This window comes from Haloquadratum walsbyi C23 (assembly GCF_000237865.1).
Lineage (GTDB): Archaea > Halobacteriota > Halobacteria > Halobacteriales > Haloferacaceae > Haloquadratum > Haloquadratum walsbyi.
On sequence record NC_017459.1, the window covers coordinates 1,363,007 to 1,389,596 of the forward strand.

Below are 26,590 nucleotides of genomic sequence, written 5' to 3' on the forward strand. Positions count from 1 at the left end.
TGCAAGTCTCTACCGCCGTGATTATCCGTGTCCGTGATGGGAGCCGCTGAATCCGCGTCATCCGACACCGTCAGTGAAACTATTCAAATTAATCACTATCAAAGGGTACTCGATGACGCAAAGAGTCAGGAGAGTCTCATGACACCGGAGATTACAATCATTTTCGATAAGCGCGGGTTGACAGTGACGCATAAGATGCACTCATCCGTGTGAGACCGGATTGAATTTTCGTTGAGGGATTCCATGTGCAGAGACTGACGCCGTGAAGTTAGTGGCAGATATTTGATTCTGCAGAGTCAGACCACCCATTCGTGATCATTCCAATTGTTATGCCCAAGTATTAATATGAGAAATGTATAATTCAGCTTGGTTGTCAGGGTATCTCTCCGAACTTTCCGAGATGCAAAAAACGTACTCTGGATGAGTCAGTCTCAGAATGGCTTGGAGAGCACGGGAATGAGTTTTTTTCTTCCCATTACCCTACAACCGCCTTTGATACAGTGTAGATATAAATAATTACGTGATTCTGCCATCCTCAGGGTAGGAACACTATTTTTTCGCTTCTCAAATAGATGTAATTATGTTAGAGAGAAGCTAGCGTGTCTACTACACGGATATGATAGATTCATAGCGTTTTGTACCGATTGCAGAGAGTATGATATATCCAAAAGTAGCTGAGATTCAAATGACCCTTCCGCATGAGAGATTGCAACTATTCTCGATGACCCCGAGTTACCGGTGACGTCTGAGATTATATCCTCGGTCGGTCCTGGTCACAGTTCCAGTCCGGAGTGACGGTTTTACCGTTTTTTAATTGGTTCAGGGGAGCCTGTTGTCTTGAAATGGACATCAACCCCCTGAGAGAACGTAGTTGAGACGATTCCGGCTTTACGTACAGAAAACCACCGATGTTCTGAAATCTGTTGGGTAAGCAACCGGAACAATAACTCATGTTAGCTGCCGAGTGACCGGGGAACGCCCGGCTCCGGTGGGAACCGGTGTACATTCATCGCGGGTTATCGAGCAGCCCGGACGACATGTCACATCTGGAGAATAATGACTTTGTAGCGGTCAGTCGCTCACGCAGATTCTGTTGTCCCGTCGTGAACCGGTCGACAGGCGGAATCCCACCGTCACTTTCTCTGTCTTCACGTACTTTATTCAACCCAACGACGACTTTGCTTGGGTGGATAGCATCTCACCTACCCTGATGAAATTACAAGATCGATTCACGCCGCTTCCCCCGTCACTAGAGAATCAGAATAGTGTTCCTCAAGCTTGGCGTCCTCTAATCAAAGAACTCGCTGAGTATCAAACAGCTCTCTTTATACTCCTGTAAGGCTCCTGCCAGCAATAGGGCTGGTAGCTCCACTTGCTGCAGTATATCTGCATACGCTATTACTCCACGAAAGCCCTACTAGAAGCTGGATGACCAACACAGAATGTGGGCTCCGGACGATCTCCAAGATTGCCCAGCAGGACGAGGTATTCGACAGGTCGGGCAAAATATCTTTACCGCTCGTCGCGAAATAAAACTCTCATGCAACTCGTCGCCCATCGTGGCTTCGATAAGCAGTACTCCGCGAACACCGTTGCAGCTGTCGAAAGGGCGATTCAAAACGCCGATATGGTCGAACTCGACATTCGTCGGTGTGCATCGGGCGAGCTTGTCGTCGCACATAACGCTCTGGTTGACATCGATATCGACGGTATTGACCGAGTTGACGAGTTGACTGCCACAGAACTCGCCGCTCTTGATGCTCACGACGGAGAGGGTGTCCAGACGCTCAACACCGTTCTCGACATGGTTCCCGCCGAGGTGGGTGTTAATCTTGAGTTGAAGGATCCCAAAATCACAGAACAGGCCCTTACAGTAGCCGAATCGGTCCCAAATGAAGTGATTATCTCGTCGTTCGACCCCGATGCTCTTCATGATGTCCACCCTGAAGAGAACACGAACGTTGAATTAGCATACGTACTCGGGGCAACCCCTGACGACGACCTGGCGGTCGCGATGGATCTTGACTGCGCGTTCGTCCACCCGAATGCGTGGTTATGCCTGCTGACCGGTGTCGTCGCCAGAGCTCATGACGCAGGACTGGCGGTTAACGCATGGACCGTTGATTCCCGCCCAGGAGCATGGGCACTCTCTCGGCGTGGCGTCGACGGGCTCATCGCGAGTTCACCACATGTGGTGGATTGGGTCAACTAAGCGACACGGACCATCGCTAATCCACTCTCCAGGCGACTCGTCCACAATCGCTCCGCAAAGTCCGTGTCCTGTCCCCTGCACACAGGTCTTGAGAAGACTCGGTTCTCCTACGCAGTGTGAAACCCTAGTTCTACATTGGCTTGGCGAATTTGAAGATATACAACGGCTGACCGGAGCGAATTCGTAGGTATCCGCCTCACACCAGAAGAACATGAGAAGTTCACGGAGTACATCGAAGACTTGAACGAGTTCGATACCATGGGTCGATTCTTCAGGACGGTCGCTCATCGGTATATTGCTACTGAAGATGAAGAGCCGTCTCTCGACTCCGAAGAGATCATTGAGGAGGAGACCCCCGTCGCATCAACGAAACTCGTTTCCGAGCAGTTGCTTCCACAGGGACGGTCGTTCGGTCTGAGTATGGGACTGGTGATGCAGTTCCCCGGACAGGTCCGAAATCGGAGCGAACGCGCCTACGACGAGGTCCTCAACAACATCAAGACGAAGCTCGTCGGGAACATCTCCATCGAGCGCGACCTCGCAGAGTCGCTGACCCACGAAGACCTGAGCCCGACCGACCTCAGAAATCGGAACAACACACTCCCCAGCGGAGAGTGGATCGCACAACTGCCGAGTTCGTCATTCGGGAAGACGGGGGCACCCCCATTCTCGGTGAAGCCGCTTCCGATAGCAGCCGGCCATCTAGAGAGTGACGAGCCGCTCTCTGTCGAACAGGAGGAGCACTTCGAGACCGTGTGGTCCTCCCATGGCTTTCGGAGCGAACACAGGTCCAGTATGGGGTTGCTGAGACTACCAGCGAATCGGAGACAGCCGAAGACGAGGGCTGGGGAAGTAGACCGAACGACGAAGGTTCGACATCCGTAGACTCGCCTAGCCCTACGGACTCGTCGCAGTCGTCGTTCATCGGACAGGCAGCTAGTGGTTCGGCGACCACTGAAGAGGAGGAAAAAGAGACACAGACACCACCTCATTATTTGAAGATTCCGTGACAACTGAGCCGGAAGAACCAGTCAGTGAACAAGAGGAGACTGGATCGTCACCAGTATAGGCAGGTGGTGTAACCGTTCTAGATGACGAACTCCAGCGGCGCGGACTCACGCACGACGACGTCCGATTCTTGACCCGCATCCTCGACATCATGAATGGTGACGCACCAAATCACAGACTCTTGAATTCAATGAGTTCGTTCAAGAGCGACTTTGAGGATCTGGATGTGCAACGGCTCGTCGAGCAAGACCTGCTGGAGGAAGGACGAGCATGCGGTCGGAAGTACTACACAGTCCTCCCGGCAGGGCGTGAACTCCTCGGTCAGAAGCTCAAGGTCGGTCCTGGACAGGGGGACATCGGTGAGAAGACACCGTACTTGGTGGCTTGGGCTCGTCGTTGACGCCCTCGCGGCACTCACGCGCTTTCGCGTCGAGCTGGACCACCTCGAAGGTCCGTTACAGCTGTGCGCCCGCTGTAGTCTGAGGGGGCTCGCGACGTACTGGACGCGCGACCTCGAGGAGCATCTCGTCGCAACGCCAGCCGAGTGAGTCCCCTCCCGCGCGTCTGGGCACGGAAACACCTTATCCACGGTAGCAAACATGCCAAACAACTATGTTTCAACGCCCCCAACACTAGGTTATGTCAAGCGGTACCATCGATATCGACGAGTTTGAGAACGCTGACGCCGACGAATTCGAGGAGCGGAATGATACTGAGCGGATCGTGCTGTTCCTCGACAAGAATGACGACCGGGCGTGGAAGGCGACAACAATCGCCGAACAACTCGGGCTGGATACAGACGCCGTCAGTGCAATTCTCTCGCGATTGAAGGAACGCGGTCTCGTGCGGCACAAGCGCCCGTACTGGGCGATCACGGACGATGAGGAACGGCTCCAATCCGCCTACCGGCTCCACCGACACCACGAGACGGCAGACGAACACTACGGTGAGGAGCGTCTCGAGGAACTCCAGACCGACGAGATGGAAGACGTACAGTGACTACGTTTGAGGGCTTGGAACGTGGCGACATCGCCTGGGCGAGTGACCCGCTCTCGGAGAAAGGTCGCCCGATGCTCATTCTGGGAGCGCCGAATCTCCCGAATCATGGTACCCAACTCATCACGGTCCTGCTTTCCACGAAGACCTACCACGAGGAGGCACTCACACTCCGAGACGACGACTACGAGGGCGACCCACTCGGAGAACGAAGCCACGTGCTTCCGTGGTCGCTCGCGACCCTCAACAGTGCTACCGATGTTGAGCACTACCTGACCTCTCTCGTCGACGATCGCACCGAAGATGTGACCAGCCAGTTGATCGACTACATATCTTCTTGAGAACCTGAGTTCTTGAAAGAGGAACTGGAGGAGAAGAGGGACCAACTTGAAATCATAAAAACACGGAAAGAGCAATCCGGATTTGCAGAGTATAAGCGTGAAAAGGAGAAGATAGAGCATGAAATCGAAGATCTGCGGGACAAGAATACTTCCCTCGAACTCAGTATCGACGCGAAGAAAGACTCGTTACATGGTGTTGCCCGGCAGGTGTGGGAGTGGAGCCAGATTGACGAGGAAAGACAGAGGAAGGAGCGACGGATGGATGCGTTGGAGTCCTAGCAAAACAGTATATCCGAGGAGCGGAAGGAAGCCCGTCAACGGTTGAAGAACAGGCTGGGAGAGCGGCTGGAATCTCTCTTGGAAATCTTCACACGCGGCACCTTTGCCAATGCCACCGGTGTCCGCTTCGACAGAGGTAATTCGTACAGCTACACGATTCACCGTACAGACAATATGCAGAGATCGATAGGACTGTTGGGACAAACTGATGCAGAGCTCCTTCTGCATATGCTGCTTTTCCACACTACGGTTTTGGCAGAGTTGGAGGAGGAGCGTGAGACGGTTCCGCTCAAACTGCTGCTAATTGACTCGCCCTACGGGAATAGTCCGGACAATGAGGACGCAGCGGACGTTACAGACTTCTTGTTGGAACTTCCTGAAATCCTGGAAAGCTACCACCTGATCGTGGCGATGGCAGATTCAAACCTAACCGGCCGGGATAAGCTGGTGGAATCCTACGCCTTGGAGCCGGTTGAGAAACATATCTGAAAATTTGATTCCCGTATAGGCCCGCAAAGGGAAAGCAGCCTCGGCGCACATACCCTTCATTACGTTTAGGGGGGACTAGAACGTCGTAATTCAACCCCGTCAAATCTCTCAATAGGTTCGGCAATCCCGCGTAGAGTTTATTTCCCCCTCAATGGGTGAGGGGCTCGCTGTACTGGCGAGTTCTCGAAACACGGTGAGAACGATGGCAACTAGAGACATCTACGAGAGCGGATTCGACGAAGACGTCCGAACGGAATCGAGTGCAAACCAGTGTCCCGAGTGCGACGGACGGGTCAACTCGTGCCACGAACGCGGTCGAACCGGTCTGCGAGGACTGTGGCCTGGTCATCGACGAACAGCGAATCGATCACGGACCAGAGTGGCGAGCGTACGACGAGGAGCGCGAGCGAACTGGGCGTTCGGCAAGGGTACGCCGAAAAGAACTACGTCAATTCGTGGCTCCTCTGGGGCATCTTCACGAGCGACTGCGGAGATAACCTCCTGTTCAAAGGCGGGACAGCGCTATCCAAACTGTATTTCCCGCAGTCGTGGCGATTCTCGGAAGATCTTGATTTTGGCGTCGAAGGGGAGTGCTAGGGATCCAAACAGGAGCTCCGAACGGTCCTCGATACGATTGCTGACCGCTCTGGCATCGATTTCGAGATACGGGAGCATCACGAATCCCAGCAGGACCACTACCCGACCCACTACGTCGACATCAGGATTCAGTACCGCGCCGTCCTCAACCACCCCAACACGACCAGTATCGATGTGATGGTCGACGAGCACTTCGCCTTTGACCCTGTTCAGCACACGCACGCGTACGAAGATGTGCCCGAGTTCGACCTCCAAGCGTACAGCGTCGAGGAGATCTTCGCCGAAAAGCTCCGAGCGATCTACCAGCGCGGGGCCGCCCGTGACTACTACGACCTCTATCAGCTGCTCGAAACCGATTCGGTCACGATCAACTTTGCCGACGTGGGGCCCGCCTTCGACGCGAAGTGCAAACACGATGGGCTCACCGTTGATCTGAACGAGGGACTCCCGGCCGAGCAACAAGAAACGATCCGCCACCAGTGGGAGACCACGCTGCCGGACCTGACCGGTGATCCGCCGGCGTTCAAGATGGTCTGGGAACAGCTGGACATGGCGATCTCCCGACAGGGATCGTCGTAGGCAACGGCCGATATCGGTGTCGATGGCCGATGGGTGTCGCATCCGGAGCTCTGGTGATTAACCAACAATTCGGGATATCTGGCTGGTGCGTTGGTTAAGTTTTTGAGCGCCCGCCGAGGGGCGGAGGCGCATTCCAGCCTCACCGAATCATGACAGAGCGACATCTCAGAGCCGTTCTGGCAGAAGCGGAGCGGGTCGCAGAGCATTACGACCAGGTCGCCAAAGCCAAGGGCTCTCCTGCACACGAGTATCTCCGGTATGCCGTACTCCGACTCCTCGAAGGCGATGCCAACTCGATTCCCGAGGAGGTCCCGCAGCTCGATGGCGTGACGGTCGGATACGGCCGGGATCAAGCGATGTACGACAGCTGGGGGTCCGACGTCGAGTGGTGGGACACAGTACCGCCACAGGACGACTGTACGCGCTTTCGAGTGTTCTACCCGGAGGACCGCCTCGCGGACCGACCGGATAGAAAGCAGCGTGAGCAGGCGTGAATCGGACAAGTTCGTCGCCGGTCGACGACGTCGGGCAGCGGTTCCAGAAGCGGGCGGCGAGCGTGAATCCGATGGCTGACCCTGAGCGAGACGATCCTCGTGCAGGACTCACGCAGGAGCAGTTGGCGGCGGTGAACAGGCAGTCGATGCGGTTGGCGAAGAAGCTGGACGGCTGGTCGCGAGCGGCGATTACTTGGCGGCTGGGTGAAGCCGTTGTCGGTGGAAAAGATCTGATGAGCGCGGACGACGTGGCTATCATTCGGACTCATGACACTCATCACCGGTCTCGTGATCTGGCTCTGACAGACCGAAGGAAGAGAGCTTCCCCGCTATGGAGCGTACCCTCCGTGCCGCAACGAGTACACATCAGTCCGCAAGTGACTCGAGTTTCTGAATGATCTTCGTATAGACGTCAGGGGCGCAGTACCAGCCCTCGTCGATCATCGCATCAATCATGGTTCGGGCATCGTCGACACTGATCGCCCCCTCGCTAGCGAGTTTCAGCACGAGATATGCCGTCCCCCGGGTTGTGATTCCCTCGGCCGCTGCAACGTCACGCCCGTACGTCTCATCCATCACGGCCACACCATCATGTGCGTCGGCGCAGGTGAGGACAGCGACATCGGCGTCGCTGAGGTTGCTATTATCCTGGAGGCGGGACAGCAGCGGGGTGGTCTCAACTGACACGATGTCAAACCTGTCGGCATCGACGCTGCGCTCGATGCGACGGGCGTCCGGATATCCCTGCTCGAGACCAGTTTCGACGACCTCCTCGTAGACGCGCTCCGGGAGTGCGCACGACCCATCGAGTTGCTGAACAAGCGCGAGACGGTCGACTTTCGCGAGGTAGATGAGCGGTGTGGCGTCGAAGACCCATGCCCACATTCACAGCGCCTCGAGATCTGCGTCGAGATGGTCGTCCGCCACCCAAGTGATATCACGCTCTTTGGCGAGTTGTGCAAAGTCCCAGACGGACATCCCTGCCAGCTCAGCCGCCTTGCTAAACGTGACGGTACCTGCCGCAAGCTGGTCGAGTGCCCGTTCGCGACGCCACTCCTCGAGCCCCTCGGAGAGGAGTTTCCGAACGGCCGTACTCCGGTCGAGCTTCTCGTCTTCGAGATACGCCTCGAGCTCGGCCTCCAACTCGTCGGGCACGCGTGTCGAGATCGTTCCCATACTGTTTACTTCGTGTGCAATGTATACAAACGCTTCGGGGCTTCCGGTAGAGTGGCTCCGGTGTGGTGAAGCAGGCCCACAGTCACTGAAAGAGGGCGGGAGGATACGAAAATACTAACCAATAGATCCGGAAGATCTCGGCGATTGTTGGTTAATATAGAGAGGACTCGAGTCAGTCATCCGGCTGTCGGCACGCTCCAGCCAGTATGTTTGTCTGCGTCCCCAGAACGCCCGTGTTCTGGTGTGCGAACGAGACGCTCGCGTCTCGTCAACGCCGGAGGGCGTGAGGCGCGCTCGAAGCACGTCCAGAGTGAGAGCTTCCATGACTGGACCTGATATCCTCGACGACACGACGGACGACTACGAACGACTCGAAACCGAACTCGTTGCCCAGGACCGGGATGTGGCCTGGGTCTCAACAGCGGACGTCGACGAGCGGAGTGCCCGCCGTCTCGTTGATGAACTCATCGAGGACGATGTGGTGACACCGGTCCCTGACCAGCGGATCCTCGTTCACGAGCCGAGTGGCGCAGCATTCGACTCGATCACCCATCTCGCCGCCTTCCATCGCGGCTGGCATGCCGCCACCGACGCCGACGCGGAGGACAACTGATGCAACAGACGCTCTCCGGGTGTGCGTTCTGCGATTCACCGCCTGGGTCACAGATGGGCGAGGCGCATACGTGGGGGAAAGACGAACGGGTGACACACCCGATCTGTGTCGACTGTGCCGTCCAAGATCGGCCGGATCCCGAGGAGCGCGACCACCACACCTGCGACGGGTGTGGGCTCGTCGTCGACGCCCTCGCAGCACTCACGCGCTTCCGTGTGGAACTCGGTCATCTCGAGGGGCCGCTCCAGTTCTGTGCGCGATGTAATCCCGGCGGACTTGCAACGTACTGGACGCGCGACCTCGAGGAGCATCTTGTCCAAGAGGTCAGCGAATAAAGGGGACAGGCGATGTCCGTACGTCACCCCTCGGAACAAGGGCTGAGCCCGTCATTTAAATATTTGTAGCACGATGGTACTACTATGAAATACGCGAGTGTCAGCGTCAAGTTCCCGGTCGAACTCGACACCGAAATCGAGCGATTCCTCGATGAAACGGGGATCTACACGAATAAGAGCGAGTTCATCAAGGAAGCATGCCGATCCCATCTCCGAGAACTCAATGACGACACGGCGATCGCCGCGCTTCGGCTCGAGCAATTGCTGGCGCAGGCCGAGCAGAGCCGCCAGTCCGATAGCGATATCGACGCAGAGCTCGCAGCACTCGGAGAGAAAGTCGATGCGGACGACCTCGAACAGGCCGTCGAAGAGGCACGGAAAGAGACGTCCGAGCAGGTGTACGGGTCTGACGCGTGAAGATCCTCGATACGAATCTGTGGGTCTTCGGGACACTGCGAACCAACGAGCAGGCCGCTGAATTGCTTGCTGAAATCGACCGCGGTGAGACAACGTCTGCTATCAACGCGTACATGGTCAAAGAAGCGCTGGCCGCATTCGACCGGACACAGAGTCTCTCTGCGGCGGACCGTGATACCGTCAAAACGAGGTTTCTGACGCGACTGACGCGAATGACAGGGCTCATCGAGGCGCCGTCGAGTCGTGATGTGAGCGACGCACTCCTGCGAGAGCAGCGATCAGCTCCGACCGTGCAGACGCTCGCTCGCGTCTGTGAGATCCAGCCGAAAGGACGTTCCAATCCTCGTGCTAGCGTTTGAGCACCGTGACCACGAACCGACGATTCTCACAAACGACGAATCCTTCGCCGAGCTGGAGCCAGCAGCGCACTTACTCCCTGAAATCACCATCGAACACGTTTCCTGACGGCGCCCAATCTCGCTACGGCAGCGCCTCCTCGACGACCATGTGATTGTTTGACTCGGACGCCATATATTGAAAGCGACGGCGGTATTCGGTATCGATATGAAGTGCCCTGCGTGTGGCGGCCCTGTCACGATGGAAGTGGGGCCAGACCATCCACTCTCAGCATCAGTGGCGGATGCACTGCTTGCTGCTGACGAAGACGAGCAGATCGTCGTCGCCCGGAATTGCTGGGCGTGTGGATGGAGTGAGGAGCGGTCGGTGTCTATTGACTCGATCGAGACAACCGAGGGAGACACCCACGTTGTCGAACGAGCCGCACTTCTCGACGACATTATGAGCGAGGCCACGGCGATTGATGACCTCGCGACGCTCGAAGACGCCCTCGCCGAGGTTCGCCGTCAGCGCCGTCTCGAGACTGCTGCGTCTGGCTCAGCTGACGACGTCGACGGTGAATAGGTGCTACCCATGACCGAGACCGATGCTCTCTACGAGGTTCGAGAACAGACGGGGAATCCAGCCCACGCGTCGGTCGACGACGTGACCACACTTGTCCTTGAGCGAGCACGGGACCCGCGTGAGAACCACCACAACGCACACTTCGACGAGGCGATGGCTGCTGTCGTTGATCGATATGGTGCAGAGGCGGTCAGAACTGTCATCCATCGTGTACTTGTTGAGCACTATCCGTTTCGGACAGCCACGGTCACCCTCGATATGCGCAATTTCGATGATGTTCGAATTGGCACGACGGCTGTCTGGACCCTTCGGGAGTTGAACGCACAGGGAGACGACTGAGATGCGTCTCGTGAAAGCCCTCGGCCGCTTGGCATCCCGCGCCCCACGCTGTGCTCCTCGTTCCTGTGGTGCTAGCGGGGTCGGGGGACGACCGAGGCGGCCTCGCCCTTTCTGAGTCCGCCAGGATGTCGGCTGTGTCACTAACCGTCGGTCCCGGTTGACCAGTGGTTCTCTACGGCCCGCCCCGCTCGCCGCGTTCCGCCCTCCGCGTCGCTCGCGACCGACCATTCCGGGCGTGCGGGCGCTCTCCGCACCGCCCGCGCCCGTTCCGGGCTGAAATGGATGTGCCCTCGGCGCCAGCGGGTATCCCCGTCGGTTGCGCCCCTTGCGGGCTTTCGCGTTCCAGCGCTTGGTGCCGCCTGCGCTGTCGCGCGCCACACCGCGGCGCGCGTTCTCGGCGACAGTCGCCCTGGACACGACCCCGCACATCGGGCCGGACACGAGCGGGCATATCCCGCTGACCGCTCGCTCCAGGCGGGTCGGCGCGCGGTGCTGGATGGTCGTCCGCCTCGGGCGCGCTCTCGCTTGCGCCCACAGGGCGCTCGCGAAGGCGCGAGTGTGGTCGGGAGACTAAGCATCGATTCCGCGAATTCGAGGCTGTCCCCGATGACGAGGGGACCGGGCAGCCCATGTGGGAGTGTCAGCGGTGCGGGACACCGCGCTATGGGGTCGAACCCGAAGCCGGTCAATAGAGACGGTGTCAGTTTAACCAACGAACCCTGATATCGATTCGTTCTGTTGGTTAACTGGAGGCCAATTCGTGATCACTCCCGGACCGTCCCGCTGACTGCCCACCGGTGTTTTTCGCGCCGTAATTTGGCGGAGGCGCACACATGGACCCACGAGACACCCCCGGTTATCGACTCCACCGCGCGCTCAGCAGCCTCACCAGTATCGACATCGACCAATTGGAGCCCGCTGATCAGGAGCGAATTAGCACCGCGACGACGCTCCTCGAGCAGGTGGATGTTCTCACCCAACCGAATACGACGAGGGACGGTGACATCCACGGAGAATCCTGACAGCACGACGCGTCAGCAGTGCAGTGTCCTGTGGTCGTCACAGCGTGAGCGGTTGTTCGCCCCCTGAAGGGGTGCGGGGGCGCGAGACCGCTCCCGAGAACAACCGATGGCAACTCTCCCCGCAACGACATCGACCGGCGCGCTCGTATCGGATCCACAGGCAGTCCGCGAGCTCTGTGAGAACCACTGCTTCGGGACGCTCAACTGGAAGGTGGACGACGACAGCGAACTGATCATCTGGGGCTACGACAGCTTCGAAGTGTACGAGGCCCGTGAGAACACGGTCTTCCTGACTACGACGGTGGCATCGTCACCCACGAGTTCCTCCGGGCGCTCGTGGAGTATCTCGAACCGAACGAAGAATTCGACATCCAGACAGCCGGATTTACCAAGTGCAAATTTCCCGTGCTGGCGAAACGGTACGTCGTCCGCGACGGTGAGGTGCTGTACGCGGACCTCAGTTCCCCCGACCCGATCGACGAGTAGCGTTGTTCGTCCCCCGGGAGGGGTGCGGTGCGATCCAGTCGTGGGTCGTCCTGCGAGGTGATTGTTCAATGGGCCACCGCGCACTTGTTGCGTACGAACGAACCGACGGACAGTACACGCTCCATTACTCTCATTGGGGTGCATCAAATCTGAAGCTAAAGCACCGAATCTCGACTGAGTCGCCGTTCGGTGGCGAAGACACCGACTCCAAGTAGGCGAAACAGCTGCTAGCGGAGTTAGCCGATGGTCTCGAGGCAGATGCCGTCGACGGCTACCTCGCCGTGCGTCTCAAGGTAGCGGAGCAAGGCGTTGATTTCGTCTTCGAGCCCATACTTCGCCGCCTGCTCTCGGAGGTCCGCCTCGTCGACGTCAACGTGGCTGAGCAGGAGGAGACAGTACGAGCGGTGGCGGCTGCCATCATCGATCAAGAGCGTGTGACAGCAGAGCTCCGCCCGCGAGACGGCATCGAGGTCCTCGGAGTAGACGTAGTAGTGGTGATCGGTAAGCAGGAACTGGAGGTCGAAGGCTGCGAGCCGAGCGAGACCGGTTTCGGGGAACGCCTCCGCGTTGATCTCCGTCTCGACCTGGGCGAGAGATCCGTCGTGGTCTTCCTAGAGAGTCATGCTTCTTGAGGCAACGGCTTCAATACGCTGGCGATGTATCTGATGCGTGAGTTCACGGGCGAACCTATGAAGATGGTCGAAGTCGGCGTTGAAATCATAGTGACCGTCGACGGTCCCAACAAGACCCCGGTTGCGAAACCGTTTGAGGACGGTTGACCGTGTTGCGGTAGTTGTTGCTCCGGTCGGCAATCTCGGAGACAGTCCGCAGCTGGTCGAGGTAGTACAGTACCGCGAGTGTCTTGCCGGTCAGTAGCTCGGGGAAGTCAATATGGGAGTGCTGACGAACGAGATGCTAGTAGCGTTCGACGGGACGAAAACATACGACCTGAATCCTCATTCTCATGCTCATTGATCTTTTTCCATGCCTTCGAGTTGATGCGATTCTTTGGGATGACTGAACCGTGCATCACTCTCATGACATACACAGCGTGTGGTGTCGGTGGCAACATACTATTCATCGGATGACGTGTGCGTTTCCGTGAGCTTATACCTGTGACTTGGATACAGATGTCTGTAATGACGAAAGCAGCAGTCGTGATCCTTGCCGGAACGGAATCACACGCAGACCACGGTCGGCTCGCAAACGGGCTTGAAGCGGCTAAGGAGTTCGCCGAAACCGATGGCGACGAGCTTGAAGTTGTTTTCGATGGCGCCGGAACACAGTGGATTCCGGAACTCGAAGATAAAGATAGTGACTACCACGAACTCTATCAGGTGGTCAAGGCTGACTCCTCTGCTTGTGATTACTGCTCGGATGCTTTCGGTGTGACGGACGCTGTAGCTGACTCTGGTATCCAACTCGTCGGCGACCACGACGGTCACCCGAGCATCCGCTCGCTTGTCGACGACGACTATGAGATCATCACGTTCTGAGTGGATTTGATCTGAGAAACAGTCCACATATGACGATTCCCTTATGATGCTCATATCTCATACCAGGGAACATATCGGTGGTGGTGGATCGAACGTCACTCGATATAACAACTCATTTTTGCGGTGTCGCGATAGGCTAATTGAATATTCAAAATTCGTCTTGTGAGGTATCTCATTTAAGAAAGATTCAATATACAAGCACATTTTTTATTTTTCATTTTTCATTTTCTATTCGTGCAGTCCAATCTGAGATGCCGCAAATTGAGTATACAAATACAAGCACTCAAGCCGATATTCATGCCAGTTACATTGACAATGAAGATACTTATGAGAGAAATAAGAAATCATAAATATGGCTACTCGGCAGAGACGTGAACGCAGGGATACAATCCGCGTTCTCCATGTCGATGACCACTCAGACTTCGCTGAGATGGTGACGACATTTCTTGAACGAGAAAATGACCGATTTGAGACCGAAGCCGTCGCGAGTGCAAGTGATGGGCTCGCTCGGCTCGCTGATTCATCATTCGACTGCGTTATTTCTGATTATGACATGCCTGACGCAGACGGGATCGAATTTCTCAAGACTGTGCGTGAGAAGTACCCTGAACTCCCATTTATTCTGTTTACTGGTAAGGGGTCTGAGACAGTCGCCAGTGAAGCTATCTCTGCTGGAGTGACTGATTATCTGCAAAAATCATCTGGAACGGAACAGTATAAATTGTTAGCTCATCGAATCACAAATGCTGTTGAGCAGTCACAGAGTAAACAACGAGTGCAGGAAGAACAACAGCGATTTCGCACCCTTTTCGACCGCCTCTCACAACCCACTGTGGAGGTGCGGTATAAAAACAGTGAGCCAATCGTCACTCAAGTGAACTCGGCTTTCGAGGATGTGTTTGGGTATGAAAGTAATAATATCGTTGGTGACTCCCTCGACGCTCACATTGTTCCTGATGACCGAATCGATGAAGCCGAATCGATGAATCAATATGTCCAAGCGGGTGGTCGTCTCGAGTCGAGAGAGGTTATTCGTGAGACTGCCGACGGTCTCCGCCAGTTCCTTCTTGAAAACGCTGTCTGCGATAATGGCTTAGGCGGATTTTTTATTTATACAGATATCTCTGATCGAGTAGAACGTGAAGAAACGCTTGAGCGGAATCGTGACTTGCTCCGACATACTGAACAATTGGCTACTGTCGGTGGGTGGGAGGCTGATGTTGAAACCGGCGAGATATTTTGGACGCGTGGAACATACGCAATTCACGATCTTGATCCCACTGGGGAATTCGAGCCATCGGTTGAGACTGCAATCGAATTTTATCACCCCGATGATCAAGCGGCAGTTGAGCAAGCGGTCGAAAAGTGTCGTACACAGGGCGAAGCATACGAAGTTGATGTCCGATTGATTACCGCTGAGGATGAAGAAAAATGGGTATGTATTACTGGTGAGGCTGTATACGACGGTGACGATATCGTTAAGATTCAAGGTGCGATCTGTGATATCACCCAGCAACGAAAGCGTCGTCAGGAACTCGAACAGATTGAAACGCTATTTCAGAATACTCAAGATCACCTGTTTTTGATTAACGTTGATGAATCATTCACAATCGAGCGGCTCAATCCAGCTTGGGAAGCCACACCAGGAATCTCGGTTGAGGAGAGTCGTGGGCGAACGATACAGGAAGTTTTGGGTGGGAAGGAGGCACAGAAGGTCGAAGAAAAGTATCAGAAATGCGTCGAACAACGGAAAGAACTCGAGTATGAGGAGCGGGTCCGGTTTGGAGATGAGTATATCCAGTGGGAAACCAGACTTGCTCCAGTCATTGTTGATGATGAGGTTGAATATATTGCTGGTTCAAGCCGTGACATTACTGAGAGGCACGAACGCAGACAAGAACTCTCAAAGCTGAAACAGCAATATCAAACGTTGGCAGAGAACTTTCCCAATGGAGCGGTGTACCTAATCGACGACAATTTCGAGTATGTTCGTGCTCGCGGTGAAGCATTGAAGCAAGCTGATCTGTCACCTGCGGATATTGAGGGTCACACACCACATGAAGTGTTTCCGGATGAACTCGCGGATGAAACATGCAAACACTTCGAACAGGCGTTCAACGGGAATACCACTGTTGTCGAACAGGAGTATAGAAATAAACGATACCGAATTCGGGTGACACCTGTGGATGGTAACGGCAATACAACAAAGACAAACACAGAGACAGAAACAGAGATTGCACGCGTGATGGCAGTGGCACAAGACATCACACAGTACGTCGAGGACAGACGGGAACTCCACCGTCAGAACAAACAATTGGATGAGTTTGCAAGCGTTGTGAGCCATGACCTGCGGAATCCACTCACGGTTGCAAAAGGGAACTTGGAACTTCTTCGTGAGGAGTGTGATAGTGACGATCAGCGTGAACAAGTCGATAAGATTGACTCGGCATTAACTCGGATGGACGAACTAATTGAAAGTATTCTCACGTTAGCCCGTGCAAATGAGCAAATTGGGAGTGTCGAATCAGTCAATCTCGCTGAATTGTCTCAGAACTGTTGGCAGAATGTTGAGACAACCGATGCAACAATCCATCTCGATATTACTGCCACCCAGACTGTCACGGTAAAAGCAGATGTAAATCGCCTTGCACAGTTACTTGAGAATTTGATGCGGAATGCAATTGAGCATGCACGGAATCAGGATGATAATGTCGATAAGAACGAGAATGTGACAATCACGATTGGTGAACTCACGGATGGGTTTTATATTGCAGACGACGGAGACGGAATCTCTGAGAGTGATCGAGATGACGTGTTTGAGGCGGGCTATACAACGAGCAAACATGGCACTGGATTTGGACTCTCAATCGTGAAGCAAGTGGTTGAAGCTCACGGATGGGAAATATCCATTACCGAAAGTGCTGATGGCGGAGCGCGCTTCGAAGTGACTAACGTTGAGATGAGTCGAAGTGAGTCAACTCAACTTGAGTCGAATCGGATGAACTCAGAGTGAGTGCTGAGTCGAGGAGTATATATCACTATTTTGACTCTAGCACTGGTCTTGATTCTGGCTATGATTCTGCTTTTGCGAGGGGTACACATATAAGCCGTTGCACTGTGTGGACATATAGCTCGAGCGTCTGACGTGTTTGATATTCGTGCGGCACCGTATCCTGTATCCTCTCCCGACTCGCTCGCGTTGCTCGCTCCTTGAAGAAGAGGTCTTAGCACCTCATTTCAGGTAAGTTGCCGAAGTGCTACTGTCGTAGCCGTTATGTGAATGAGTGTCGCTTTCTATATATATGCCCTCTGAGAAACAGTGCCCAGACTGTGACGAGCCACTAGAACGAATGAAGTTGAACGAGAGCCACGGACAGCCATCAATCGTTTCAACGGACAGTGGATTCGTTGACCAACTGATGTCGGGGAGTCTCACATCAGTCTCACATGTCTGCCCTGAGTGCAAACGGACGCTGCTATACGCAGAAGAATAGAATATTTTGTGTGATGTCTATCATTCTTCCACCGAATAATCCGGGCTTCGCCTGCACTGCTCACCAACCCATTACTCTGTGAAGTAGGTAAAGCGACAGTACAACTCCCTCAAAGTAGTCCAATTCACCCGCCGTAGAGAGACGGAGTACTAATCGAGGGTGAAGCCGTATACCCAGTGATGAGCGCAAGGGGATCAAAAACCGTTACAGGAGTAATGTTTAGTGGAGGGTTTCGAACGAGTCTCGTAGCACAAGGATGCCAGCAGCGACCGTAAGACAACCTGCAATCGAAGCAAGGGCTGGCCCGACCATCGTCGGCTCGAATGGTCCGGGGAGCCCGACAGACTGTTGTGCAACAAGAAAATGCGGCAGAACAGCATATCCCACACCAAAGACACACAGAAGCCCTCCTTTCGCTAGGTTCCACGGAAGCATGAGAACAGCGCCACTCGCTGCAGTCGCCACGCCGAGAAAAATGATTTCGGCAAACGCGACTTTGTAGCCGAGTGTAAAAAGCCCGATAGCGGGTATCATGGTTGCGTCGGGACCGGGGGCCATCCACGGAAAGTAGCTGCTGACCGCCAGCACAACAACGGAGGCTACTGTGAGAGCGACGGGCTCACGGGTCGTGTTCATACTGAGATATGTTCTGTCTCGTCAATAAGTGTCTCTTTATGCTGACCGACCCACCCTCTGTATTAAAGATACCTCCGTTGGATGCTGCTATCTTAGCAAATAATCTTCTTACAGAACCCTCTTTTTTGATAAGATAAGCGTCAAGAAGCCCGACTCACTGGAACCACCGCCAGCATACATCACCGATGGAGTCTCGAAACAGGATACTGAATCTCTCCTAGAGTTACAGAAGACATGTCATCTCTATCCACTCATTGTCGAACTCGGGTTGGAAGGGATGAACATCACAGAAGTCACAGACCAATCAGAAACTGAGGATAAATAACTCATGCACCCTGAGTCTGATTCCATATTGAGATCATGGCTACCTCGGTTCAACAGAATAGTCGCTTACATGCTGGGTGAGAGACAAATCATGTAGTCATGAACACACCTCCAACAGTGAGCTCTGCGAGTCGTCTGACCGAGAACTATTCTGAGGAGTCTCCTGCCACACTTGTCGGACTGGGGCGATTGACGTCTCAACTGTATATCCGAAGGATAACATAAGAGACGAGCTCCGAGCGCACATTGAATCGGTGGAATCGAACATCAAGACCGACGATGTGAGTGACCCAACAGTTGTTTCAGAGGTCACAGCCGCTCACGCTATACTTGACCGAATCGAACGTGAGGACCAATGATTCACGGGTAATACAATCAAAATGAGTGACGAAAGGGTCGAATTGCGGAACAAGATTCGATGCTATGTCACTGAAACAAAACACGAGAGAGAAATAACAGTATGAATACTCGTGATCATGATTCTGATCATGACTGTGAAGCTACTATGGCGTTTCTGAGAAAAAAGTAGCTTTGTGAAATCCTCCAGAAGTGATAGGACCGGTATGCGAGACATAGAGGGTGTATGCAGCAACCTCAACCCCGAAAGTCACTGTAGTAATCCAACAGGGACAGGTTCCTCAAACTACTTCTGTTTGCATACGCAATGTATGCATATGAGCACATCAATCCGCGTTTCTGACGAGACGAAGGAGAAGCTGGCGCGGTTGAAGCGTGAAGACGAAAGTTGGGACGAGTTCCTCGACCGATTGGCGAACGAGGGTTCGGGAATGAAGGCTGGTGCATGGAAAGGAACTGACAAAGCCGAAAAGGCGCGTGAAGCAATCAACCGTTCCCGAGAGAGCTTCCAGCAGTGACCGTTCTCGATTCGTCGGTTATCATCGATTACCTCGACGGTGTCGAAGATGTCGTCGATTTCGTCGATGAACAACCGGTTTTGGTCACCTCCAGCATCTGTATCTATGAAGTTCTCGCTGGTGAGGTGTTTTCAGCGGGTGAGACAGATCTCATCGGGGCGCGTGAGAACTTCGGGCGAGTCACTGCTCTTGACTTCTCCGAAGAAATCGCGTTTGAAGCTGCCCGGATGCAGGACCGCCTTCTCGACTCTGGCAACCCTATGTCGCCACGTGACCTCATGATTGCAGCTACGGCTCGATCTGAAGGGAAGGAACTGGTCGTCTCCAACGCTGACTTCGATACAGAAGGCCTCCGTGAACTCCTCTCTATCCGGAGATTTGGACCGTATTAGTCCCCTGGATACCTGGATAGTGCCTGGAAGTGTCATGATACACGGCCGTACCCAACCGTCCCAACTATTGTCAGAAAGTGCGTGCTGAACTTAGAGGCTGAATCTTGTATAGTATCTCTCGACAATTACCGTAGTCCTCAAGATTGACCCTGATACCACCTACTCTCTGCTAGAAATCTCAGTGGCGGGATCGAACCGTTGTTGAAGATACGCGCTCTGTATTCAGCATGGCTTCAAAAACATGTCATCAGTTGAGGAGTTTCAAACATACCACCGTCTGAAACAGTCACTCACTGAAGATTGCGTGTGATTCACGATCCTGTCAAATTCCTAATTAACAGTATGGAAGGTTGTTAGTGGTTGCTACGCCGTGTTTTGACTATGGGGCGTGATTTAGATGATGTTGACCGGAGTATCCTTTATCTGTATAGTTGTTGAGGTCTTCCCTGCCCTGAGGAGGGGATATCAGCGTTGCATCTTTCATAAACGCACTGATCGATTCATGAGTCACCGCGCTCATGATGCGTCTCAGATATTGATAATCATGAGAATATCTTCAATCGGGTTGAATCAGTCACTGACCGTTCTTATCTGGACTACCAAGCTAAACGAGCGCATGGCAGAATAGAATTTAAAAAATCAGATAGACTTGCTTTCATATATATGGTTCATATGAATTACTGTGACGATTCTGTTGATAAAATTTAGATATTTATATAAGTCTTACAATAGATATGTAAAAACGTCTAAAGGATTATATAGTATTATAGTCATATTTCTTAGTTCGTAGTAATTCTCGGATTTGTAATTATATCACCAGAATATGATAACAGCTGTACTCTCATTATATTCTCATTATATTCTCATTATACTCTCAGTCGCCTCGTTCAACGGTGAAATCATATGTAGCGGTTGGACTTGGTTAATAAATCATATCTACTCACACATCTCACGTGACTACTATCGAGGACGCACTACAGTCACAGTCACAGTCACAGTTCTAGTCGCTGTCACTGATACTGTCGTCAGGAGGTCACTCTCACACTCGTCGTCTAGCATCGTGTCCAGGATATGGGATGCTTCGCCGGTCGGACGTAGTTCTGCAAAGTCAAAAATATCGCACGTACATCGGTTGGCTCATAACCTCTGTCGGTATCACATTTCGACATCCGGACGCCTTCGCTCGCATCTCACTCTTGATTATGTGAGATAGTACAAGCATATATACGAGTGAGGCGTGGATCGAGCCAAGTTGGGTGAACTCGTCACAGAGAAAGAGCGCAGCATCGAAATTATTCCCGAGCGTGACCGCCGCGTTCTCACCGTCATCGAGCGGAAACTCGGCATCAAAGTCGACCGACTGTGTTATGAATAAGATGGAATAACAAAACGAGCATCTTGACCGCATAGAAGTCCTGGTGAAAACCCGCAAAACGAATATTTGAAATCAGTGAGGACTTGCTCAACGAATAGAAGTTCGTCTGAAAGAACTAATGTTCGCTTAGCGACACATATTTACAGTCAACCTGAATTCATTAGTCTGTGTCAATTACACGAGCGAAGTCGATCGATTTTCTCTACGAGGAATGCAAGGATTTCGACCTTGTGCTCGTGCCGGATGCGCCAATGGCAAGTGCCCTGAATCGGCGTCTTGATCAACCACATTTTGGACCCTTTGCAATCACACCACGACGCCTGGCTGCCCGACGTCGGGAGCAAGCCGAGGATCGACTTGCATTCCTCGAAATAATCCAGACAACTGATCTCAACTGGAAGGAGACGTCGTATGCGGTTGGGAATATTCTCCAGTGCTGGGAGTACCAGGGAGCAGCTGACGCTGTTCTTAATTATGAGCAGTTTGCGACGACTGCCACACACACCGCCGTTGACTGCATCACTGAGATGGATACAACGTCCAAACGCCTCACTGAGTATCGTATCGAATCAGACACCTCGGTTGCTGTCGTTGGATTCAAGCAGTTCACCGAACTTGAGCGCTCAATCCTTCCACCAGACTACGATATTATCAATCCGTTTACCCGAGAACCGTTCGATCATCCCCCCTTCCGCGTTCTCGATTCACCGACCGCGATCGTCGATGCTGTCCTTGATACGGTTACGACGGAGAACGCTGACGACGTAGCTGTTGTCCTTGACGCTGCCAGCCAGTATTCCTCGCTCATTGAGTCGGCACTCGAAGCAGCGGATATCCCATATTACGGTGGTCCCGGGTTCACCGACAATACCCGCCACCGTGCATTTCTGCAGCTTCTCCGAAGTGCCCATGCTGGGAGAGATACGCAGGTGAATGACGTTCGACCTCTACTCACCCAACTCGGAATGTTCATCGATATCGAGCACGATGAGAAGCGTCTCTACGATCTTGACCGCCAAGAAGTAGACTGGCTTCTTGAGTTCCGCGATGAAGTTCGTTCCAGCACGTTTGAGGAGGCTATCAATGCATATGAGGCAGTCACGGACAGCACTATCGATACCTTCAGAAACGAACTTGAGACACTCGGCATTCTCGATGATGCTATCACCAAACCAGCAATTGACCGTCTCGAGTTCTATTTACAGTCGTATGAAGTTCCTGTCGACCGCGAAAATGACGGCGTCCTATTAGCAGATGCGAAATCGGCTGCTCATGTCGACCGCGCTGTAGTTTTTTACCTTGCCATCGATGAAGGCTGGACGCACTCCTCGCCTCGCCGACCGTGGGTGGACGAAGATCAGGAGTTTGAACGGAACATTCGACAGTTCCAACGACTTCTTCAGAACGGTGTTGACCAGTACTATCTCGTGCAGGATACCTCCGGTGGGACGCCAGTCACTCCATGTCTGTACTTCGAAGAACTGTTTGATAAGGATTTTGACAAATTTAGCGATCTGGACTCACTGCAGCATTCACGATCATTTCGAGAAACACAAAGCGGATTTGAAAAAGAACCACTCGATGTCTCTCCTGAGGAAGTCAGTGCACTCAGTCAGTCAAGCCTGAATACCTATGTCAATTCACCCCGTGATTACTTCTTCAGTCGGATTCTCGACAACCCAGATAAAAAACACTTCAGGGAGGGGAATCTGTTTCATGACTTTGCAGAATTCTATGTCTCCCACCCGGACGTAATCACGACCGACACGCTTGATGAGGTTGCGACCATCATTCTCAATGAGGTTGATCCGTTCCTCCGGGGCGTCGATACGGAGGTATGTCACACTACATACCGCGTTGGTCTCCAGACCATCGTCGAATTCCTCGATGGAAACCCGCCGCAGGGCGACGGATTCGTTACATCAGACAGTGGTCGGGGAGAGAATTTCTTCGCTGAGTACTATGATCGTCCCATCGATGCATCGCACACCGAACGCTGGTTTGCAAACACCAATCTCGGATTGAAGGGAAAGATCGATCTTGTTCACAACCCCACACGACTTCTTGACTACAAGAGTGGATCTAAGAAGTCCGCTTACTCTGTTGTCAAGCACTCGGCGCTTGATCCACCAAGCGACAAACCGAATTTTCAGGCGTTGCTTTATCTCGCTCACCAGCGAAGTGAGCACCCGGATGAAGAACTACAATTCACGTTTTTCCACTTTCTTGAGACGCTCGACGATGTGGTGACAGGGGACGGTTCCCTGGAGGATTGTCTCACTACGGTGACATACTATCCAGTCACTTACGAGGAATACATCACACGATCAACTGTCTTTACCGAACTGCAGGAGGACGCTGCAAACGACTGTAACAAGACTTTCTCCAAATCGACGTATGAGGTCTACCGAGTTCTATTGGATGCGTACGAGTTTCCGGACACCCGAGACAGCGATGAGCTCATCGAATCAGATTTCGGTCAGACACTCACTGACCGACTGATTGCTAATGTTGGGGACTACAAGTACGTCAAAAATGGCTGTAAGCAGGCGCTGAGATACTTACTCCGGATTCGAAACCAGAATTATTTCGCTGACGATCTCGACAGATTCGAGGAGTTCGTAAGAGAACGCATGTCAGAATTGAATACTCGCCGTGCCGGTGACGAGCGCTTTCCGGTTCAGGGACTTGGTGGTGATCCGAACTATCGGTACGTGGACAATCGAGACTGTATTCTGGAGGGTGAGTCTCGATGACTGACTTCAATCCAAACGATCGGCAACAAAAGCTTATCAACAGCAAGCAGGGCATCCACGTTGTCGACGCCGGCGCCGGAACCGGAAAGACGTTCACGGTCACCCGCCGCTACGCTGAAATTGTCGATAGGGATAATGTAGAACCTGAGGACGTTCTCCTCGTGACGTTCACAACCAACGCCGCAACGGAAATGAAGGATCGAATTGTCACCCACTGCGATTACGGGATGCGTGAACTCTCTGACGCGCCGATTCAGACGTTCCACAGCCTCTGTCGCGATATTCTTATGGAACACGGCTTCAAGACACCGACGCTCCTTGGTATCGATGACCGTATCACTGGATCCACGCGTGTCATTGAAGACGAGAATGTCGAGAAGGCGCAATTCCGTGAGTTCATCCGTCGATTTAATGATGACCACCCGGAGCACAGCGACTTCTTCCGCGCTGTTGAAGAACCAGTCGAACTCCTTGGGTTACTCAATCAACTTGCGGCGAAAGGAGTCTTTCCGACAGTTGATGGTTGGTACCGGAACGGCGAACGATATTTGGACGGCGACTTTGAGGTCTTCGAGGAAGTTTTCGATGAATTGAATCAGCCCCGAAACAACGGGAGCAAACAGTCGACGCTTCGCTCAAAACTTGGGAGATATGGCGATGACAAGTGCTATGTCTCCGATGCACCTGATAAGGAGGAGATTCGCGGCGGATGGGGCGAAAAGCAAGTTCCCCCTGAAGTCGCAGAAATAGTGTTTGACGAACAACGGGAGGATCTCAAAAACTTCGTCCACGACGTGTATCATGAATACCTAGAGTTCGCTCTCAGTCGGAACTACCTCAACTTCGGGTTTCTCCAACTGTTCGCGTTCGTTCTGCTCTGTGATAATCATCAACTCCGCGACGAAGTTGCGTTCGAGTATGTGATGATCGACGAGTTCCAGGACTCCAGCGAGATACAATTCAAGCTTTCACTTCTGCTTGCGGATACGAACAACATCTGTGTCGTTGGAGACTGGAAGCAAAGCATCTATTCGTTCCAGTACGCTGCCGTTGAGAACATCACGGAGTTTGAGTCTCGACTGGATCGATTCGTCAATGAACTTAATGAAGATCACAAGCGAGTGTCGTGGGCGACCGGTTCAATCACCGAAATCAAGCTCGTCGAGAATTACCGATCAACACAGGCAATCCTCGACTTCTCTGAGCACAGTCTCGTAACGCCCGCCGCGAGTAACGACGACGTCAACGAGGCAGTCGTTCAAGACCGTATCACATCACTCTCATCGAACGCCTCGCATGAGAATTCTCACATCGAGGCGATCCAACACGAGGATGAACACCAGACCCTCCTGACCAAGATACAGGATATCGTCGGGAATGAAGCATATCAGGTCGAAGAAGATGGTGAACTTCGCCTTCCAGAATACGGCGATATCGCAGTACTCACCCGAACGCGTGACTTTGGTCGGGAACTCCTCTCTGTCGCTGAGGAGTATGGGTTACCGATGACCTATGAGGGCGGCATCGAGTTATTCCGTTCTGACCCAGCGAAACTCCTCCTGGCGTGGCTACGAATTCTAGAATCAGACTCTAAGCGAGGATGGGCGGTCGTGCTTGAGGAAGCTGGCTACACGCTCGACGAGATAAAACACGTCCTTGATACCAAGGAGTACCCAGATAGCATGCAGACGTTTGAATCGGATCTTCAATCACTGGAGACCGTTGGTGGAGTTGCCCAGTGCGTTTTCTCCCAATACGACTACGATGGAGCATACGCCGATGTGCTGCTGACGACGATTCAGTCTGTCCACAGCGAGACGATATCGACGCGAGGCGACCTTATTCGGTTTATTGAGCGCGGTATAGAGGACGGAAGCGTCCACGAAGTTCACGCGAGCGCTGGCATGAACTCGGTGACAGTACAGACTATCCATGCGGTCAAAGGACTTGAACATTCTATCGTAGTGCTCGCGAATATGAACGCTCGTCGCTTCCCACCGTCAAGTGGTAATAATAATGCAATCATATTCGATGATCCAATCGGGTTGCGCCAGCGGAAAGTCTACGATGACAACGGGTATCCTCATATTCATGATAACTGGCGTACTGATATCCTCAGAAAGTGCCTGCCGCGCGGATATGACGAGGAGCGACGGTTGCTCTACGTCGCGATGACGCGGGCTGAGACCCATCTCGTGTTTACTGCGGGTGAGACCCCGAACAGCTTTATCGAGGAGCTCCCGGTCAATCTTGAAGAACTGGAGCCAGATGTTCACGAAGACAGGATCAGCGAGACGGAACAAACGCACTTACAGATTTCTGTGCCAACGCCGGAGGGACCAGTCGATCACTCGCCGCACACACTCATGAACGATGATGTGTTTGAGGATGTCGACAATGCAAATGGGAATGGGAACATGAATGTGAATGTGAATGGGAAAGGGAGGGGGATGACCTTCGGAACGCAGACTCACGAGTTCGCTGAGCGGTACATACTCGAAGGAGATGTCGACCCATCGAATGACGACGAGCGTCATATCCAGTCGTTCGTAGACTCCCTCGATGGGAAATTACGAGTTGAGGAGGATGTATATCTGCCACTCACTGTTGACGGCAAGCAGATCAATATCTCCGGGATTGTTGATCTCGTTCACATTCGTCACAACACCGTTGAGATCATTGACTTCAAGACCGACCTCGGGCAGCACGCTGAGGATGAGTATCAAAAGCAACTGAGCGTATACTATCACGTCCTCAACGAATGGTTCCCCGATAGAGAGGTAACCACCCAAATTTTCTATACATATGAAAGAAGATGCGTTGATATCGAACCACTCTCACTGTCGACATTAGCCAAATTAGTTTCCGACGTCCAGGAGAAAGAGTGATCCTAACGCGATTTGAAGTAACCCAAACATAAATTGCATCGGTTCAGTCT

The 26,590-nt window shown here is 53.2% G+C and carries 23 protein-coding genes and 9 pseudogenes; 28 read left to right on the forward strand and 4 right to left on the reverse strand.

The genetic code is table 11. From position 1 onward, the window contains the following. Positions 1-1,540 precede the first annotated feature (1,540 nt). The 11 genes and pseudogenes from HQRW_RS06005 to HQRW_RS14925 form a co-directional block, all read left to right on the forward strand. Positions 1,541-2,212: a glycerophosphodiester phosphodiesterase gene (locus HQRW_RS06005; RefSeq protein WP_011571384.1), complete on the forward strand. Its 672-nt coding sequence runs from the start codon at positions 1,541-1,543 to the stop codon at positions 2,210-2,212. Between the two features lie 336 nt (positions 2,213-2,548). After that, positions 2,549-3,602: pseudogene (locus HQRW_RS16900) on the forward strand (ATP-binding protein); the annotation flags it as partial. A 4-nt stretch (positions 3,603-3,606) separates the two neighbouring features. Next, positions 3,607-3,768, forward strand: a pseudogene (locus tag HQRW_RS17140) (DUF7558 family protein); the annotation flags it as partial. 91 nt (positions 3,769-3,859) lie between these two features. Next, complete coding sequence (locus tag HQRW_RS06020; RefSeq protein WP_011571385.1) at positions 3,860-4,219, forward strand: MarR family transcriptional regulator; 360 nt, start codon at positions 3,860-3,862, stop codon at positions 4,217-4,219. Then, on the forward strand, positions 4,216-4,557 hold the full coding sequence (locus HQRW_RS06025) for a hypothetical protein (protein ID WP_014555887.1): 342 nt from the start codon (positions 4,216-4,218) through the stop codon (positions 4,555-4,557). The genes HQRW_RS06020 and HQRW_RS06025 overlap by 4 nt, the downstream gene beginning before the upstream one ends. Positions 4,558-4,569: 12 nt before the next feature. Continuing rightward, positions 4,570-4,836, forward strand: a complete 267-nt coding sequence (locus HQRW_RS06030; protein WP_049891757.1) for a hypothetical protein — start codon at positions 4,570-4,572, stop codon at positions 4,834-4,836. 195 nt (positions 4,837-5,031) lie between these two features. Continuing rightward, on the forward strand, positions 5,032-5,325 hold the full coding sequence (locus HQRW_RS06035) for a hypothetical protein (protein ID WP_149031526.1): 294 nt from the start codon (positions 5,032-5,034) through the stop codon (positions 5,323-5,325). Positions 5,326-5,527: 202 nt separating this feature from the next. Further along, positions 5,528-5,768, forward strand: a pseudogene (locus HQRW_RS14920) (TFIIB-type zinc ribbon-containing protein); the annotation flags it as partial. Then, positions 5,692-6,501 (forward strand): annotated as a pseudogene (locus HQRW_RS06040) (nucleotidyl transferase AbiEii/AbiGii toxin family protein). The pseudogenes HQRW_RS14920 and HQRW_RS06040, both read left to right, overlap by 77 nt. A 149-nt stretch (positions 6,502-6,650) precedes the next feature. Then, positions 6,651-6,950: pseudogene (locus HQRW_RS06045) on the forward strand (hypothetical protein); the annotation flags it as partial. A gap of 73 nt (positions 6,951-7,023) precedes the next feature. Further along, positions 7,024-7,237, forward strand: a pseudogene (locus HQRW_RS14925) (DNA-binding protein); the annotation flags it as partial. Between the two features lie 124 nt (positions 7,238-7,361). Here HQRW_RS14925 and HQRW_RS06055 read toward each other — a convergent pair. Together HQRW_RS06055 and HQRW_RS06060 are read right to left on the reverse strand one after the other, a co-directional pair. Beyond that, on the reverse strand, positions 7,362-7,880 hold the full coding sequence (locus tag HQRW_RS06055; protein ID WP_014555888.1) for a DUF3368 domain-containing protein: 519 nt from the start codon (positions 7,878-7,880) through the stop codon (positions 7,362-7,364). Then, the gene (locus HQRW_RS06060; RefSeq protein WP_011571395.1) at positions 7,881-8,171 is read right to left on the reverse strand and encodes a UPF0175 family protein; all 291 of its coding nucleotides are present in this window, start codon (positions 8,169-8,171) and stop codon (positions 7,881-7,883) included. Between the two features lie 322 nt (positions 8,172-8,493). Here HQRW_RS06060 and HQRW_RS06065 point away from each other — a divergent pair, with 322 nt between their 5' ends. The 9 genes and pseudogenes from HQRW_RS06065 to HQRW_RS14945 form a co-directional block, all read left to right on the forward strand. Further along, a complete protein-coding gene (locus tag HQRW_RS06065; RefSeq protein WP_011571396.1) occupies positions 8,494-8,784 on the forward strand; it encodes a hypothetical protein in 291 nt (96 codons plus the stop codon). Continuing rightward, complete coding sequence (locus HQRW_RS06070; protein ID WP_014555889.1) at positions 8,784-9,119, forward strand: DUF7558 family protein; 336 nt, start codon at positions 8,784-8,786, stop codon at positions 9,117-9,119. Before HQRW_RS06065 ends, HQRW_RS06070 begins: the two co-directional genes overlap by 1 nt. 84 nt (positions 9,120-9,203) lie before the next feature. Further along, positions 9,204-9,536 carry a ribbon-helix-helix domain-containing protein gene (locus tag HQRW_RS06075; protein WP_014555890.1) on the forward strand — a complete coding sequence of 111 codons (333 nt, stop codon included), beginning with the start codon at positions 9,204-9,206 and terminating at the stop codon, positions 9,534-9,536. Continuing rightward, positions 9,533-9,895, forward strand: a complete 363-nt coding sequence (locus tag HQRW_RS06080) for a hypothetical protein (RefSeq protein ID WP_231852453.1) — start codon at positions 9,533-9,535, stop codon at positions 9,893-9,895. Before HQRW_RS06075 ends, HQRW_RS06080 begins: the two co-directional genes overlap by 4 nt. Positions 9,896-10,100: 205 nt before the next feature. Continuing rightward, positions 10,101-10,457, forward strand: coding sequence for a hypothetical protein (locus HQRW_RS06085; RefSeq protein WP_011571400.1), 357 nt, complete (start codon positions 10,101-10,103; stop codon positions 10,455-10,457). A 9-nt stretch (positions 10,458-10,466) separates the two neighbouring features. Beyond that, entirely contained in the window at positions 10,467-10,796 is a 330-nt protein-coding gene (locus HQRW_RS06090; RefSeq protein ID WP_014555892.1) for a hypothetical protein, read from the forward strand. Between the two features lie 833 nt (positions 10,797-11,629). Continuing rightward, on the forward strand, positions 11,630-11,818 hold the full coding sequence (locus HQRW_RS16905; RefSeq protein ID WP_077215969.1) for a hypothetical protein: 189 nt from the start codon (positions 11,630-11,632) through the stop codon (positions 11,816-11,818). 106 nt (positions 11,819-11,924) lie between these two features. Continuing rightward, positions 11,925-12,304, forward strand: a pseudogene (locus HQRW_RS14940) (hypothetical protein). 68 nt (positions 12,305-12,372) lie between these two features. After that, positions 12,373-12,585, forward strand: a pseudogene (locus HQRW_RS14945) (DUF6735 family protein); the annotation flags it as partial. Here the strand turns inward: HQRW_RS14945 and HQRW_RS14950 are convergent. After that, positions 12,541-13,216: pseudogene (locus tag HQRW_RS14950) on the reverse strand (transcriptional regulator TrmB); the annotation flags it as partial. The pseudogenes HQRW_RS14945 and HQRW_RS14950 sit on opposite strands and share 45 nt — an antisense overlap. A gap of 227 nt (positions 13,217-13,443) precedes the next feature. Between HQRW_RS14950 and HQRW_RS06110 the strand changes: the two are divergent. The 3 genes from HQRW_RS06110 (at position 13,444) to HQRW_RS06120 (ending at position 17,294) form a co-directional block, all read left to right on the forward strand. Beyond that, positions 13,444-13,800, forward strand: coding sequence for a DsrE family protein (locus HQRW_RS06110; RefSeq protein ID WP_014555893.1), 357 nt, complete (start codon positions 13,444-13,446; stop codon positions 13,798-13,800). A gap of 352 nt (positions 13,801-14,152) precedes the next feature. Then, positions 14,153-16,813: a hybrid sensor histidine kinase/response regulator gene (locus HQRW_RS06115; RefSeq protein ID WP_014555894.1), complete on the forward strand. Its 2,661-nt coding sequence runs from the start codon at positions 14,153-14,155 to the stop codon at positions 16,811-16,813. A 289-nt stretch (positions 16,814-17,102) separates the two neighbouring features. After that, on the forward strand, positions 17,103-17,294 hold the full coding sequence (locus tag HQRW_RS06120) for a CpXC domain-containing protein (RefSeq protein ID WP_231852454.1): 192 nt from the start codon (positions 17,103-17,105) through the stop codon (positions 17,292-17,294). Between the two features lie 219 nt (positions 17,295-17,513). Here the strand turns inward: HQRW_RS06120 and HQRW_RS06125 are convergent, their stop codons facing one another. Continuing rightward, complete coding sequence (locus HQRW_RS06125) at positions 17,514-17,828, reverse strand: hypothetical protein (protein ID WP_231852455.1); 315 nt, start codon at positions 17,826-17,828, stop codon at positions 17,514-17,516. A 1,100-nt stretch (positions 17,829-18,928) separates the two neighbouring features. Here HQRW_RS06125 and HQRW_RS06130 point away from each other — a divergent pair. The 5 genes from HQRW_RS06130 (at position 18,929) to HQRW_RS06150 (ending at position 26,540) form a co-directional block, all read left to right on the forward strand. Beyond that, positions 18,929-19,129 carry a DUF7557 family protein gene (locus tag HQRW_RS06130; protein ID WP_014555897.1) on the forward strand — a complete coding sequence of 67 codons (201 nt, stop codon included), beginning with the start codon at positions 18,929-18,931 and terminating at the stop codon, positions 19,127-19,129. After that, entirely contained in the window at positions 19,126-19,521 is a 396-nt protein-coding gene (locus tag HQRW_RS06135; RefSeq protein WP_014555898.1) for a type II toxin-antitoxin system VapC family toxin, read from the forward strand. Before HQRW_RS06130 ends, HQRW_RS06135 begins: the two co-directional genes overlap by 4 nt. 1,237 nt (positions 19,522-20,758) lie before the next feature. Next, entirely contained in the window at positions 20,759-20,896 is a 138-nt protein-coding gene (locus tag HQRW_RS16000) for a hypothetical protein (RefSeq protein WP_162470313.1), read from the forward strand. Positions 20,897-21,063: 167 nt separating this feature from the next. Next, positions 21,064-23,652 carry a PD-(D/E)XK nuclease family protein gene (locus HQRW_RS06145; protein ID WP_014555899.1) on the forward strand — a complete coding sequence of 863 codons (2,589 nt, stop codon included), beginning with the start codon at positions 21,064-21,066 and terminating at the stop codon, positions 23,650-23,652. Further along, positions 23,649-26,540 carry a UvrD-helicase domain-containing protein gene (locus tag HQRW_RS06150; protein WP_014555900.1) on the forward strand — a complete coding sequence of 964 codons (2,892 nt, stop codon included), beginning with the start codon at positions 23,649-23,651 and terminating at the stop codon, positions 26,538-26,540. The genes HQRW_RS06145 and HQRW_RS06150 overlap by 4 nt, the downstream gene beginning before the upstream one ends. The last annotated feature ends 50 nt before the right edge of the window (positions 26,541-26,590 follow it).